The sequence below is a fragment of the Streptomyces sp. NPDC007084 genome, assembly GCF_040703595.1.
Lineage (GTDB): Bacteria > Actinomycetota > Actinomycetes > Streptomycetales > Streptomycetaceae > Streptomyces.
Genome location: NZ_JBEYFY010000001.1, coordinates 377171 through 391388, shown reverse-complemented (window position 1 = coordinate 391388; position 14218 = coordinate 377171). Strand labels below are relative to the sequence as shown.

Here is a 14218-nt window from a genome sequence, read left to right as displayed (position 1 = left end):
ACGGCATTGTCACGTGCCGTTCTCTCAGGGGCATTTCGCGCATACGGAGCGTTCAATTTGATTACCGGCATTAAGGGCACGCGTTTCCGCAGGGCCGCCGCTGTGACCGCCACGACGGCCGCCGTACTGGCCGCGGGGGCCTTCGGCGCCGCGCCCGCCGGCGCCGTCGCCACCCCCACGATCGCCGCCAAGGGCGGCTACGTGATGAACAACGGCACCGCCAAGACCCTCTACACCAAGGCCGCGGACACCCGGCGTTCCACCGGCTCCACGACCAAGATCATGACGGCCAAGGTGGTGCTGGCCCAGCCGAACCTGAACCTCGACGCCAAGGTCACCATCCAGAAGGCCTACAGCGACTACGTGGTCGCCAACAACGCCTCGCAGGCGCACCTGATCGTCGGCGACAAGGTCACCGTCCGCCAGCTCCTCTACGGGCTCATGCTGCCGTCGGGCTGCGACGCCGCCTACGCGCTGGCCGACAAGTTCGGTTCGGGTTCGACCCGGGCGGCCCGCGTGAAGTCGTTCATCGGCAAGATGAACTCCGCCGCGACGAGCCTGCACCTGACGAACACGCACTTCGATTCCTTCGACGGCATCGGCAAGGGCTCGAACTACTCGACGCCGCGCGACCTGACGAAGATCGCCAGCAGCGCGATGAAGAACTCCACCTTCAAGACGATCGTGAAGACGAAGTCGTACTCCGCGAAGACCGTCACGAAGACCGGCACCACCCGCAACATGGCCGCCTGGACCAACACCAACGGCCTGCTCAGCAGCTACAGCGGCACCATCGGCGTGAAGACCGGCTCCGGCCCCGAGGCGAAGTACTGCCTCGTCTTCGCCGCCACGCGCAACGGCAAGACCGTCATCGGCACGGTCCTCGCCTCGACGTCCATCCCGAACCGCGAGGCGGACGCGAAGAAGCTCATGACCTACGCCTTCGCCAAGTAGGCGCGCGCGCCGGGGCGATGAGCCCCGCGCACGGGAAGGGGGCCTGCCGCGCCAACGCGCGGCAGGCCCCCTTCCGTTTCCGTTCGGCCCGCCGGCCCGCAGGACTTGGCCCGGAGGACTCGGCCCGCAGGACCCGGCCCCGAGGCTTAGGCCCAGGTGATCAGCCGCTTGGGCTGCTCCAGAATCGCCGCGGTGTCGGCCAGCACCCGGGAGCCCAGCTCGCCGTCGACCAGACGGTGGTCGAAGGACAGCGCCAGCGTGGTGACCTGACGGGGCTTGACCTTGCCCTTGTGCACCCACGGCTGGAGCTTGATCGCGCCGACCGCGAGGATCGCGGACTCGCCGGGGTTCAGGATCGGCGTGCCCGTGTCGACGCCGAACACGCCGACGTTGGTGATCGTCACGGTGCCGCCCTGCATCGCGGCGGGGGACGTCTTGCCCTCGCGGGCGGTCGCCACCAGAGCGCCCAGCTCCTCGGCCAGCCGCGGCAGGGTCTTCTCGTGCGCGTCCTTGATGTTCGGCACGATCAGGCCGCGGGGCGTGGCGGCGGCGATGCCCAGGTTCACATAGTGCTTCTGGACGATCTCCTGATTCGCCTCGTCCCAGGACGCGTTGATCCCCGGGTTGCGCTTGATCGCGACCAGCAGGGCCTTGGCGATGAGCAGCAGCGGGTTCACCCGCAGCCCCTGCATCTCCTTGTCCTGCTTGAGCTCCTCGACCAGACGCATCGTGCGGGTCACGTCGACCGTCACGAACTCGGTGACATGCGGGGCGGTGAACGCCGAGCCGACCATCGCGGCGGCCGTCGCCTTGCGGACACCCTTGACCGGGACACGGGTCTCCCGCGCGCCGTCGTACGACGCGGCGGGCGCCGGCGCCTGGACGCGGGCCGGGGTCTCCCCCGGGAGCTGCGGAGCCGGCGCGGCGGTCGGCGCGGCAGCGGGGGCGGAGGCCTGCGCCGGGGCGGGCGCCTGCGCCGGGGCCACCGCCGCGTGCACGTCCTCCCGGGTGATGACGCCGTCCGGGCCCGAAGGGGTGACCGTCGCCAGGTCGACCCCGAGGTCCTTGGCCAGCTTGCGGACCGGCGGCTTGGCGAGGGGGCGCTGCGCGGGGGCGGCACCATGCCCGTTCAGCTCGGTCTGGAGCGCGGTGGCCGCGTAGAGCGTCTCGCCCTGCTGAGCCGGGACCTCCGCGCCCTTGCGGGCCCGGCGCTTGGTGGAGGACGCCGCCACCCCGTACCCGACGAGGACCGGCGTGCGCCCCTCGGGCTTGGCCTCCGCCGCTGGGGCGGTAGCGGGCTCGGCTGCGGGGGCGGCCACCGGTTCGGCGGCCGGAGTCTCGGGGGCGGCGGCCGGTGCCCCGCCGGACACGTCCACCGCGATGATCACCTGGCCGACGTCCACCGTCGTGCCCTCGGGGAAGTGCAGGGCCTGCACCACACCGTCGAACGGGATCGGCAGTTCCACCGCGGCCTTCGCGGTCTCGACCTCGCAGACGACCTGGCCGTCGGTGACGGTGTCACCGGGCTGGACGTACCACTTGAGGATCTCCGCCTCGGTGAGTCCCTCGCCCACATCGGGCATCTTGAACTCGCGGAGTCCCGACGCGTTCTCAGTCATCGTCGTCACGACCCTCTCCTCAGTACGCCAGCGAGCGGTCGACGGCGTCGAGCACCCGGTCCAGGCCCGGAAGGTACTCCTCCTCCAGGCGGGCCGGCGGGTACGGGACGTGATAGCCGCCGACCCGCAGGACCGGCGCCTCCAGGTGGTAGAAGCAGCGCTCGGTGATGCGGGCCGCGATCTCCGCGCCCGTGCCGAGGAAGACCGGGGCCTCGTGGACCACGACCAGGCGGCGGGTCTTCTCGACCGAGGCCTGCACCGAGTCGAAGTCGATGGGGGACATCGAGCGCAGGTCCAGGACCTCGATGGACTTGCCCTCCTCCTGGGCGGCCGCGGCGGCCTCCAGGCAGACCTTCACCATCGGGCCGTAGGCGACGAGGGTCAGGTCGGTGCCCTCGCGCACCACGCGTGCCTTGTGCAGCGGGCCGGGGATGATGTCGTCGGCGGTGGAGCCGCCGGTGGACCAGGTGACCTCGCCCTTGTCCCAGTAGCGCCGCTTCGGCTCGAAGAAGATCACCGGGTCGTCGCTCTGGATGGCCTGCTGCATCATCCAGAAGGCGTCCGACGCGTTCGACGGAGAGACGACCTTGAGGCCGGCCACGTGCGCGAACAGCGCCTCGGGGGACTCCGAGTGGTGCTCGACGGCGCCGATGCCGCCGCCGTAGGGGATGCGGACGACGACGGGGAGCTTGATCTTGCCCAGCGCCCGCGCGTGCATCTTCGCGAGCTGGGTGACGATCTGGTCGTAGGCCGGGAAGACGAAACCGTCGAACTGGATCTCCACCACCGGGCGGTAGCCGCGCAGGGCGAGGCCGATCGCGGTGCCGACGATGCCGGACTCGGCCAGCGGGGTGTCGATGACCCGCTCCTCGCCGAAGTCCTTCTGGAGGCCGTCGGTGACACGGAAGACGCCGCCGAGCTTGCCGACGTCCTCGCCCATGATCAGGACCTTGGGGTCGGACTCCATGGCCCTGCGCAACGACTCGTTGATCGCCTTGGCGATCGCGACCTTCTCCGCGGCCATTTCAGTTACCCCCCTCGTCCACGAACGACGCCTGGTAGGCGGCGAACTGGGCTCGCTCCTCGTCGACGAGCGCGTGCCCGTCCGCGTACGCGTTCTCGAAGATGGCCATCGTGTCCGGGTCGGGCATGGCCCGCACGACGTCGCGTACTCGTTTGCCCAACGTCTCGCTCTCGGCGTCGAGTTCCGCGAAGAATCCCTCGTCCGCGTGGTTTGCGGCCTCCAGGTACGTGCGCAGGCGCAGGATCGGGTCCTTCGCCTCCCACGCCTCGCGCTCCTCGTCGGCCCGGTACTTGGTCGGGTCGTCGGAGGTGGTGTGCGCGCCCATCCGGTAGGTGAACGCCTCGATGAGGGTGGGGCCCTCGCCCGAACGGGCCCGCTCCAGCGCCCAGCGGGTCACCGCGAGGCTGGCGAGCACGTCGTTGCCGTCCACCCGGACGCCGGGGAAGCCGAAGCCCTGCGCGCGCTGGTAGAGCGGCACGCGCATCTGGCGCTCGGTCGGCTCGGAGATCGCCCACTGGTTGTTCTGGCAGAAGAACACCACCGGGGCGTTGTAGACCGCGCCGAAGTTGAAGGCCTCCAGGACGTCGCCCTGGCTGGAGGCGCCGTCCCCGAAGTACGCGATCACGGCCGAGTCGGCGCCGTCCTTGGCGACGCCCATGGCGTAGCCGGTGGCGTGCAGCGTCTGCGAGCCGATGACGATCGTGTACAGGTGGAAGTTGTTGCCGTTCGGGTCCCAGCCGCCGTTGTTCACCCCGCGGAACATGCCGAGCAGGTTGGTGGGGTCGACCCCGCGGCACCAGGCGACGCCGTGCTCGCGGTAGGTCGGGAAGACGTAGTCGTCGTCGCGGGTGGCCCGGCCGGAACCGATCTGGGCGGCCTCCTGGCCGAGCATCGAGGCCCACAGGCCCAGCTCGCCCTGACGCTGCAGGGACGTGGCCTCGGCGTCGAAGCGGCGGCTGAGGACCATGTCCCGGTACAGGCCGCGCAGCTCCTCGGAGGTGATGTCGGCGACGTACGGGTCGTACGTGGCGTCCGGGACGCGCTCGCCCTGCGGGGTCAGGAGCTGGACGAGTTCCGGCTCGCCGCCCGTCGCCCCCGGGGACTTCTTGGCCGCCGCGCCGGCGCGCTTGCTCGCGGCGCTCTTGGTACCGGTCGTACTGGCGCTCGCGGCGCTCTTCGTACCGGCGCTGCGTCGCGGCTTGCGCGCGGCAGTGCTCTCCACGGTCACGTGTGCTCCTCCGTCGGTCCGGCCCCCGGGATTGCCGGAAGGCTGGGGTCCCCCTCGCCCGCTGTATGGGCTCGGGGGAGCGGCTCACCTGTTCCGGCACCCGTGACACGGGGTGGGTGCCACTCGGCCGGGAACAGGCGTGACAGGTGCCCCGGCGAGCGCCCTGCACAAGTCACGTTACCCAGTGCTTCACAATTCTGTGAAACCCCTCCTGACCTGCGATTTTGATTGGAAATCCAAGTACTTGGAAACGTGGATTTCCTACTAAACCGATTGGGTCGGGAACAGTCGCTGGTCACAGCACTGGTCACAGCCTTGCAGGGGGCCGGAACACCGGCACGTTATCCCGGTCACCCCGGGCACGGGAAGAGTTCACCCGAGGGCAATGGCCATGATCGTGTGTGACACTGACACCGTGCCGGAAAACGGGAAAATCAGCGTATTTCTCCTCGATGACCACGAGGTGGTCCGCCGCGGGGTCCACGAGCTGCTGGCGGTCGAGGACGACATCGAGGTGGTCGGCGAGGCCGGCACGGCGGCCGACGCACTGGTCCGTATCCCGGCGACCCGCCCGGACGTGGCCGTCCTCGACGTCCGGCTGCCCGACGGCAGCGGTGTGGAGGTGTGCCGCGAGATCCGCTCCGCGCACGAGGACATCAAGTGCCTGATGCTGACCTCGTTCTCCGACGACGAGGCCCTGTTCGACGCGATCATTGCGGGTGCGTCGGGCTATGTCCTGAAGGACATCCGCGGCACCGAGCTGCTCACCGCCGTCCGTGACGTGGCGGCCGGCAAGTCCCTGCTGGACCCGGTGGCCACGGCCCGCGTCCTGGAACGGCTGCGGGACGGAGGCACCCCCAAGGGCGACGGGAAACTCGACCGGCTCACGGACCAGGAGCGCAGGATTCTCGACCTGATCGGCGAAGGGCTCACCAATCGCGCGATCGGGGAGCGGCTGCACCTCGCCGAGAAAACGATCAAGAACTATGTGTCGAGTCTGCTGTCCAAACTCGGAATGGAACGCCGGTCGCAGGCCGCCGCCTATGTGGCGCGGATGCAGGCGGAACAGCAGCAGCGCTGAGGCGCGCGGGGCGCGACGAGTTGCCGGGGCAAGCGGCCATGAGTGACGTGGCGCGCGGGCGACACGGGACTTAAGGCCCCCCTTTTCGGGGCGGGTGCCCCTTTTTCGGCGCCCCGGCGGTCCCGGACATTGGGGGCATGCCCACCGACGAACGTCCGGTTCTCCACCGGCCCGCCGACCAGGCCCGCCAGAGGGCGGACAAGAAGGCCGACGAGAAACTCGCCGTGGAACTCATCGCCCGTACCGACTACGGCCGGGTCGCCACCACCCTGCGCGCGATGCCCTTCCTCGCGTCCGCCCGGCACATCGTGGTGGACGGCCGCGTCCTGCTGCGCATGCCCCTGAGCTGCGGCTACCACCTGGCATGCGCCGGCAGCGTCGTCGCGTACGGCACCGACAACCTGGGCCACGCGCGGCTCGGCGAGCCTCTGTGGTCGGTGCAGATCGTGGGGCCGTGCGCGACGGTCGAGCCGAGCGCCGCCGACCTGGAGCGGTTCGGCCCCGCCCCGCCGCTCGTCGACGGCGCCCCCTACGAGGCGGTCTACCTCGGCATCGAGCCCCGGTTCGCCAGCGTGAACTCGGCGGACGCCGGTCCGGAACGGCGGCTCGGGCCGCCGGTGTGACAGGACGCCGGTGTGACAGGACGCCGGTGTGACAGGCCCCCGGTGCGACGGGACGCCGCCCGCGAACAGGCACGCGCGCGTGGCGCCCTTCTCGGGCGCCACGCGCGCGTGTCCGGCCGTTCCGGGCTCCAGGCGCGCGTGTCCGGCCGTTCCGGGCTCCACGCGCGCGGGACACCGGCCGTGTCGCCGTTTCGGTCAGAGACCGGCGGCGCCGTCCGTCGTCAGTCCGGTGTCGCCGTCGTCTCCCTGGCCGTCCGTCGGCGTGGGGGTCGGGGTCGGCGTCGGCTCGGTCGACGGCTCCTCGGTCGCCGAGTGGGTCGGACGGGTCGGCTTGTCGGTGGGCTTGTCCGTCGGCTCGTCGGTCGGCTGCCCGGTCTCGGACGGCGTGTACGAGGGCGTGTACTCCGGGGTGTCGCCCGTGCCCGTCGAACCGTCGCCCGAGGTGTCGTCCGTCGACTCGTGCGTCGCGTCGTCGTCGCCGGGCGTCTCGTCCGACTCGTTCTCCTTGGTGGAGTGCGTGCTGGTCGGCTTCTGGGTCGTGCCGGCCCCGCCGCCCCCGCCGCCACCGGTGTTGTTGAGCGCCAGCGCGACACCCGCGGCGATCGCGATCACGGCGAACACCGCGAGGATCCACAGCTTGCCGCGACCGCCGCCCTTGTTGCCGTGCCCCTCGAAACCGCCGTCGTCACCGCCCCCGTAGGGCGGGATCATCGGCGCCGGGATCTGCGTCGTCCCGGAGTCCCCGGGGTGCGGCAGCGCGGCCGTGCCCGCGAACCCGGCCGCCGGGGTGTTCAGCCCGTCGTGCGCGGTGACCGGGCCGGTGTTCCAGGTGCCGGTGTGGCTGCCCTGGTCGTACAGCATCTGGAGCCCGTACTGGACGAGTCCGCGCATCTCCTCGGCGGTCTGGAACCGGTCGTCGGGGTCCTTCGCGAGGGCGCGCATCACGAGTCCGTCCAGCTCCGGCGGCGCCGCGTCCGAGACCTGCGACGGGGGCACGGGGGTGTCCTGGACGTGCTGGTAAACCACCGAGAGCGGGGTCTCACCGGTGAACGGGGGCCGCAGCGCGAGGAGTTCGTACAGCAGGCAGCCGGTCGCGTACAGGTCGGAGCGGTGGTCGACGGCCTTGCCGAGCGCCTGCTCAGGGGAGAGGTACTGGGGCGTGCCCATGACCATGCCGGTCTGGGTCATCGTCGACTGCGCGCCGTGCAGGGCGCGGGCGATGCCGAAGTCCATCACCTTGACCGCGCCGGTCTCCGTGATGATCACGTTGGCCGGCTTGATGTCGCGGTGCACGATGCCGTGCTGGTGCGAGTAGGCGAGCGCCTCCAGGACACCGGACACGATGATCAGCGCCTGCTCGGGGCCGGGGGCCTCCGCGTTGATCAGCAGGTCACGGATGGTGTGACCCTCGACGATCTCCATCACGATGTACGGGACGACGCCGTGGCCGACCACGTCCTCGCCCGAGTCGTACACCGCGACGACCGCGTGGTGGTTCAGCCCCGCGACCGACTGGGCCTCGCGCGTGAAGCGCGCCTTGGACACGGGGTCCTCGGCCAGATCGGACCGGAGCAGCTTGACCGCGACGGTCCGCCCGAGGCGCACGTCCTCCGCGGCGAACACCTCGGCCATGCCGCCCCGGCCGAGTCTGCGTGTCAGCCGGTACCGGCCGTCGCCGACCAGCCCGCCGTTACCCCACAACTCCGGCGCGTCTGACATACCGCCGCCAGTCGCCTCGGGGTCGGACGGGCCCTGAGCGCGCTGCTGCTGTGCCATCAGTCCTCGCCGTCGTTTCTGCCCGCGGTCCGCGCGGTGGTTGTTACGGTCTCCGTCGGGCCACGCTACAGGCTCCGCGCAAGGCGCCGGTCCGAGATGAAAGGGAGATGGACGGGCCATCCAACCCGCCCCAGGTCCGTGCGTGCAAATTCCGTGTACCGGCCGTACGGCACCTGTAACGCTTCCGCGACGCTTCTTTCGCAGACGGTCACGGAACGGGCACCGCGCTTGACGTGTCAGTGCCCTCGGGCAGACTTGGCCCGGAATAAGCCAATCGATCACGGCCGCGGGGGACGCAGAAGATGAGCCAGGACGGCGCACAGGGCCGGTACGCGGGGCGTGCGGTCGCCGGCGGCCGCTACCAGCTTCGCGATCTGCTCGGCGAGGGCGGCATGGCCTCGGTGCACCTCGCGTACGACTCGGTGCTCGACCGCCAGGTCGCGATCAAGACGCTGCACACCGAACTCGGCCGTGAGCAGGCCTTCCGCGAGCGGTTCCGCCGCGAGGCCCAGTCGGTGGCCAAGCTCACGCACACGAACATCGTCTCGGTCTTCGACACCGGTGAGGACGACCTCGGCGGTGTGGCGACCCCGTACATCGTCATGGAGTACATCGAGGGCAAGCCGCTCGGCTCGGTCCTCGAAGAGGACATCCGGCAGTACGGCGCGATGCCCGCCGACAAGGCCCTCAAGATCACCGCGGACGTGCTGGCGGCGCTGGAGATCAGCCACGAGATGGGCCTGGTCCACCGGGACATCAAGCCGGGCAACGTGATGATGACCAAGCGCGACGTCGTCAAGGTCATGGACTTCGGCATCGCCCGCGCCATGCAGTCCGGCGTCACCTCCATGACCCAGACCGGCATGGTCGTCGGCACCCCGCAGTACCTCTCCCCCGAGCAGGCCCTCGGCCGCGGCGTCGACGCCCGGTCCGACCTCTACTCGGTCGGCATCATGCTGTTCCAACTGGTCACCGGGCGGCTGCCGTTCGAGGCCGACTCCCCGCTGGCCATCGCCTACGCGCACGTCCAGGAGGAGCCGGTCGCGCCCTCCTCGGTGAACCGCTCGCTGCCCCCCGGGGTGGACGCGCTGGTCGCCCGCGCGCTGAAGAAGAACCCGAACGAGCGCTTCCCGAGCGCCGAGGCCATGCGGGACGAGTGCCTGCGGGTCGCACAGTCCTTCCACGCGGCCCCGCCGAGCATCGTGCCGGGCGCCCCGACGCCGAGCGGCGCGGGCGTGGCCTCCGCCGTCTTCCCGCCGGTCGAGCAGGGCACCCCGGCTCCGGGCCCCGTCCAGACCCCGTACCAGCCGGGCCCGTACGGCACGCCCGCCCCCTCCTACGGCTACCCGCAGCAGGGCGGCTACCAGTCGCCGGCGCCGACCTCCGCGTACGCCCCGCAGCACGGCCCCTCGACCCCGCCGCCCTACAACCTCACCCCGCAACACCCGGCGCCCTCCTCAGGCGGCCCCGGCGGCGGCAAGAGCAACCGGGGCGTGGTGATCGGCGCGATCGTCGTCTCGCTCGTCGCGGTCGGCGGCCTGATCGCCGCGCTCACCCTGGGCGGCGGCGGCAGCGGCGACGACACCAAGGGCGGCGACGAAACCACCAGCGCGTCGCCCTCCGTGGTCGCCGGTCACCAGGGCCCGGACACCTCTAAGACCATCGACCCCGAGAAGTGCACGGACGCGCAGGAGTCCTACAACGACCCGGACAAGATCGAGGTCCCGGACTTCCAGTTCAAGAACCTCACCTCGGTCAAGTCCTGCTTCCAGGCCGCCGGCTGGCAGATGAAGGTGACCCGCGTCGACGAGAACACGTACGGCGAGGACACGGTCATGGACCAGTTCCCCTCGGCGGGCACGGACGTCGACCCGAAGAAGATGCCGGAGATCGAGCTGAAGGTCTCCACCGGCGACCCGTCCTGAACCACCCCGCACACACGCGGACGGGACGGGCCCGGCACCGAGGTGCCGGGCCCGTCCCGTCCGTTCGCCGTGGCCGGTGATCCGCCGGCTTACAGGTACGGCCCGCCCGAGCGGCCGACCGTACGGGGGTCCTCGTCGCCCTCCACGCCGCCGACACCCGGCGGCAGAGCGCGGCGCATCTGCTCCAACTGGGCCCTGGCCGCCATCTGCTGGGCGAACAGAGTCGTCTGGATCCCGTGGAAGAGCCCTTCGAGCCAGCCCACCAACTGGGCCTGCGCGATCCGCAGTTCCGCGTCGCTGGGGGTGGCCTCGTCGGCGAAGGGCAGCGAGAGCCGCTCCAGCTCCTCGACCAGCTCGGGGGCCAGACCGTCCTCCAGCTCCTTCACGGAACTGGCGTGGATCTCCTTGAGCCGGGCCCTGCTCGCCTCGTCCAGAGGTGCCGCGCGCACTTCCTCAAGCAACTGCTTGATCATGCTGCCGATACGCATCACCTTGGCCGGCTGTTCCACCATCTCCGTGACCGGGACCTCGCGGGCGTCCTCGTCTCCGGTGCCACCGAGAGCCATACCGTCCTGGCCGACCACCAGGATCTGAGGGTTCTCCGGCGACCTGTCGTTCCTCGGCATCTCCATGCCGTCATTCTCTCGCACCCGCGCACTCCGACACGGTGGCGCCCCCCTGGCGTGGTCCGGGCGCGCCGGCGTCGCTGGTCTGGGAGCACCGGCGTCGCTGGTCCCGGAACGCCGGCGTCGCTCGTCCCGGAACGCCGGCGTCGCTCGTCCCGGAGCGCTTGCGGAGGGCCTCACCGGTTGCCCGGCGGAATGCCGCTTTCCGCCGGGGTGCCGGGATGCCGGGATCGGCGGCTCATGTGAGGCTTGTCCCGTCGATCACGGCACCCGTCTTGGCGAACCGCACCGGGAGGGGGTCACCGGCGTGACTCCATGGCTCCGCACCCTGCCCACGGTCGGGCTGCTCGCCGCCGCCCTGCTCTGCGGCACCGGCCCCACCGCGAGCGCGGCCCAGCCGCCCGCCGGGGCCCTGGCGCACGGCGGGGCCCCCGGGCGGGCGGCGCCCGCCGTCCCGGGACCCGGACGGGCCATCCCGACGCCGGACGACTCCTCGCGCGCCGGCAGCCTCGCGGGCGAGGGCCGCGCGCGGCCGGGACGCGCCGACGAGGACGACCCGGACCCCGAGGAGACGGACCCGGGCACGGACCTCGGCACCGACATCAGCGACGGACTCACCCAGGTGGGTGTGGCTCCCGAGGCGCCGCGTGAGGACACGGCTCCCGTGCAGCAGAGCGTCGTAAACCCCGGCAGCGGAACCAGCGGCACCAAGCCGGTTCTCCAGCTCCTGCCGCTGGGCGGCGGCCTGATCCTCGTCGGCCTCGGCCTGGGGCTGGCCTTCGTGGGCCTGCGCGTCCGGCGCGGCTGAGACACCGCGGACCGGGCCGGGCCGGTGCGGGGCGTGCGACCGGACCGCGCCAGGCAAGTGGGGCCGGACCGCGCCAGGCCCGTGCGGCGCGTGGGGCCGGACCCCTCCCGGCCCGTGCGGCGCGTGGGGCCGGACCGCGCCAGGCCCATGCGGCGCGTGGGGCCGGACCCCTCCCGGCCCGTGCGGCACGTGGGCCCGGATCACGCAGGCGAGACCAGGCCGCACCGGACGCCACGCCACAGCACCGCGAACCAAGCGGTCCCCGGTCAGCCCTGCGGGGCGACCAGCAGAACCTTTCCGATGTGGCTGCTCTCCTCCAGCACCCGGTGGGCCTCGCCCGCCTCGCTCATCGGCAGCTCACGGTCGACCACCGGCCGTACGTGGCCGCCGTCGATCAGCGGCCAGACGTGCTCGCGCACGGCCGCCACGATCGCCGTCTTCTCGCTGAGCGGCCGGGCCCGCAGCGAGGTCGCGCTGACGGCGGCCCGCTTGTTCAGCAGCGTGCCGATGTTCAGCTCGCCCTTGACCCCGCCCTGCATCCCGATGATGGCGAGCCGCCCGTTCACCGCGAGGGCGCGCACGTTCCGGTCGAGGTACTTGGCGCCCATGTTGTCGAGGATGACGTCGGCGCCCGCCCCGTCCGTGGCCCGCTCGATCTCCTCCACGAAGTCCTGCTCGCGGTAGTTGATCAGGATGTCCGCGCCCAGTCCGGCGCAGAAGTCCAGCTTCTCCCGCGTACCGGCCGTGACGGCGACCTTGGCGCCGATGGCCTTGGCGAGCTGGATCGCCATGGTGCCGATGCCGCTGGAACCGCCGTGGACGAGCAGCGTCTCGCCGGGGCGCAGATGGGCGACCATGAAGACGTTCGACCAGACGGTGCACGTCACCTCGGGCAGCGCCGCCGCCTGAAGGAGGTCCAGGCCCTTGGGCACGGGCAGCAGTTGCCCGGCCGGCACGGCGACCTTCTGGGCGTATCCGCCGCCGCCGAGCAGCGCGCACACCTCGTCGCCGACCGCCCAGCCCGAGACGCCGGTGCCGACCTCGACGACACGCCCCGAGCATTCGAGGCCGGGGTAGGCGGAGGCCCCGGGCGGCGGGTTGTACATGCCCTGCCGTTGCAGCAGATCGGCGCGGTTGACGGCGCTGGCCACCACCTCGACCAGCACCTCTCCGTCGCCGGGCACCGGATCGGGGACCTCGTCCCACACCAGCGCCTCGGGCCCACCAGGTTCAGGAATCGTGATCGCGTACATGAGAGCGACGCTACTCCTGCGGGGTCCCGTGATCCTGAAGGGTGCCGTCCAGTCCCGCCAGGACTGCCGGGGGCCGGTCGCCAGTCCTGGGGGCGGAGGGGGTCGCTGGTTCCGGGGGCGGAGGCGGGCGCTAGTCCTGGGGGCGGAGGCGGTCGGCCGGTTTCACCTGGGTGACCGGGGTGACCCGCGCGATCGTGATGAGCCGGTCCGTCAACTGGAGTGTGCCGACGTCCGGATCGTCGTAGCCGAGGACCCGGTGGCCGCGGATGACGCTGACCACCAGGTCGGTGGTCTCGCGGGCCCCCTTGCCCACCTCGGCCTTTATGACCGGCCGTTCGACCACGTCGAGCCCGCTGCCCTGGTGGATCAGGTCCTCCATCACCATGCCGGCAGCGGGGCTGAGGACGGAGAGCCCGAGCAGGCGGCCGGCGGCGCTGGCACTGGTGATGACCGCGTCGGCGCCGGACTGCTTGAGCAGCGGCGCGTTCTCCTCTTCGCGGACCGCGGCGACGATCTTCGCGCGCCGGTTGAGCTGCCGGGCCGTCAGGGTCACCAGCACGGCGGTGTCGTCGCGCTGGGTGGCGATGATGACCTGCCGCGCCCGGTGCAGTTCGGCGCGCATCAGCACATCGCTGCGCGTGGCGTCGCCGACGACGCCCGCGTAGCCGTCCGCAGTCGCGGCGTCGATCACCCGCGGACTCGGGTCGACGACCACGACCTGCTCTTTCCTCAGCCCGGTCGCGCAGACGGTCTCGACGGCCGAACGGCCCTTCGTCCCGAAGCCGACAACGACGGTGTGATCCCTCAAGGCCGCCCTCCAGCGGTTCAGGCGCCATTCCTCACGGGTGCGTTCCGTGAGGACCTCCAGCGTGGTGCCGACCAGGATGATCAGGAACAGCACCCGCAGCGGCGTGATGAGCAGGATGTTGATGAGCCGGGCGCCGTCACTGGTCGGGGTGATGTCGCCGTAGCCGGTGGTGGAGAGCGTCACCGTCGCGTAGTAGAAGGAGTCGAGCAGGTCGACTGCGCCGTCGGAGTTGTCGGTGTAACCGACCCGGTCGAACCAGACGATCAACGCGGTGGAGACCAGCACCAGCAAGGCCATCGCCAGCCGCTTGGCGACCTGCCGGATGGGGCGCTCCACGACCTTGCGCGGCAGTTTCACCTGGTAGGTCACGAGATGCTCGTCCGCCTGCCGGGCGATCGCGTCGTGGCCCGGAAGTTTCACGTGAAACACACCCCATTCGGATTCATTCCGATCCCGTCCCTCGGCTCCATGCCGCTCCCACCCTCGGCCTCAC

Annotated in this window: 12 protein-coding genes; 5 read left to right on the top strand and 7 right to left on the bottom strand. The window is 71.2% G+C overall.

The features are described 5' to 3' along the window. Nucleotides 1–57: 57 nt before the first annotated feature. Nucleotides 58–954 carry a D-alanyl-D-alanine carboxypeptidase gene (locus AB0912_RS01830; RefSeq protein ID WP_366695621.1) on the top strand — a complete coding sequence of 299 codons (897 nt, stop codon included), beginning with the start codon at nt 58–60 and terminating at the stop codon, nt 952–954. 146 nt (nt 955–1100) lie between these two features. On the opposite strand, the gene AB0912_RS01825 is transcribed toward AB0912_RS01830, so the two are convergent. The 3 genes from AB0912_RS01825 to pdhA are packed head-to-tail and all read right to left on the bottom strand — an operon-like array spanning nt 1101 to nt 4825. Next, the gene (locus AB0912_RS01825) at nt 1101–2582 is read right to left on the bottom strand and encodes a dihydrolipoamide acetyltransferase family protein (protein WP_366695619.1); all 1482 of its coding nucleotides are present in this window, start codon (nt 2580–2582) and stop codon (nt 1101–1103) included. Nucleotides 2583–2592: 10 nt separating this feature from the next. Continuing rightward, the gene (locus AB0912_RS01820) at nt 2593–3597 is read right to left on the bottom strand and encodes an alpha-ketoacid dehydrogenase subunit beta (protein ID WP_366695617.1); all 1005 of its coding nucleotides are present in this window, start codon (nt 3595–3597) and stop codon (nt 2593–2595) included. A gap of 1 nt (nt 3598) precedes the next feature. Next, nucleotides 3599–4825, bottom strand: coding sequence for a pyruvate dehydrogenase (acetyl-transferring) E1 component subunit alpha (pdhA, locus tag AB0912_RS01815; RefSeq protein WP_366695615.1), 1227 nt, complete (start codon nt 4823–4825; stop codon nt 3599–3601). A 415-nt stretch (nt 4826–5240) separates the two neighbouring features. Here pdhA and AB0912_RS01810 point away from each other — a divergent pair, with 415 nt between their 5' ends. Then, nucleotides 5241–5906: a response regulator transcription factor gene (locus AB0912_RS01810; protein WP_366695613.1), complete on the top strand. Its 666-nt coding sequence runs from the start codon at nt 5241–5243 to the stop codon at nt 5904–5906. Between the two features lie 137 nt (nt 5907–6043). Beyond that, on the top strand, nt 6044–6529 hold the full coding sequence (locus AB0912_RS01805) for a pyridoxamine 5'-phosphate oxidase family protein (RefSeq protein ID WP_366695611.1): 486 nt from the start codon (nt 6044–6046) through the stop codon (nt 6527–6529). A gap of 195 nt (nt 6530–6724) precedes the next feature. Here the strand turns inward: AB0912_RS01805 and AB0912_RS01800 are convergent, their stop codons facing one another. Next, a complete protein-coding gene (locus tag AB0912_RS01800) occupies nt 6725–8305 on the bottom strand; it encodes a protein kinase (protein ID WP_366695609.1) in 1581 nt (526 codons plus the stop codon). Between the two features lie 302 nt (nt 8306–8607). Here AB0912_RS01800 and AB0912_RS01795 point away from each other — a divergent pair, with 302 nt between their 5' ends. Then, the gene (locus AB0912_RS01795) at nt 8608–10230 is read left to right on the top strand and encodes a protein kinase (protein ID WP_366695607.1); all 1623 of its coding nucleotides are present in this window, start codon (nt 8608–8610) and stop codon (nt 10228–10230) included. Nucleotides 10231–10319: 89 nt separating this feature from the next. Here AB0912_RS01795 and AB0912_RS01790 read toward each other — a convergent pair whose 3' ends face one another. Further along, entirely contained in the window at nt 10320–10862 is a 543-nt protein-coding gene (locus AB0912_RS01790; protein ID WP_366695605.1) for a bacterial proteasome activator family protein, read from the bottom strand. Between the two features lie 301 nt (nt 10863–11163). Here AB0912_RS01790 and AB0912_RS01785 point away from each other — a divergent pair, with 301 nt between their 5' ends. Beyond that, nucleotides 11164–11664 (top strand): hypothetical protein, encoded by a 501-nt coding sequence (locus AB0912_RS01785; RefSeq protein WP_366695603.1) that lies wholly within the window; start codon nt 11164–11166, stop codon nt 11662–11664. Nucleotides 11665–11930: 266 nt separating this feature from the next. Here AB0912_RS01785 and AB0912_RS01780 read toward each other — a convergent pair whose 3' ends face one another. Then, nucleotides 11931–12917 carry an NAD(P)H-quinone oxidoreductase gene (locus AB0912_RS01780; protein WP_366695601.1) on the bottom strand — a complete coding sequence of 329 codons (987 nt, stop codon included), beginning with the start codon at nt 12915–12917 and terminating at the stop codon, nt 11931–11933. 130 nt (nt 12918–13047) lie between these two features. Continuing rightward, a complete protein-coding gene (locus tag AB0912_RS01775) occupies nt 13048–14154 on the bottom strand; it encodes a potassium channel family protein (RefSeq protein WP_366695599.1) in 1107 nt (368 codons plus the stop codon). Between the last annotated feature and the right edge of the window lie 64 nt (nt 14155–14218).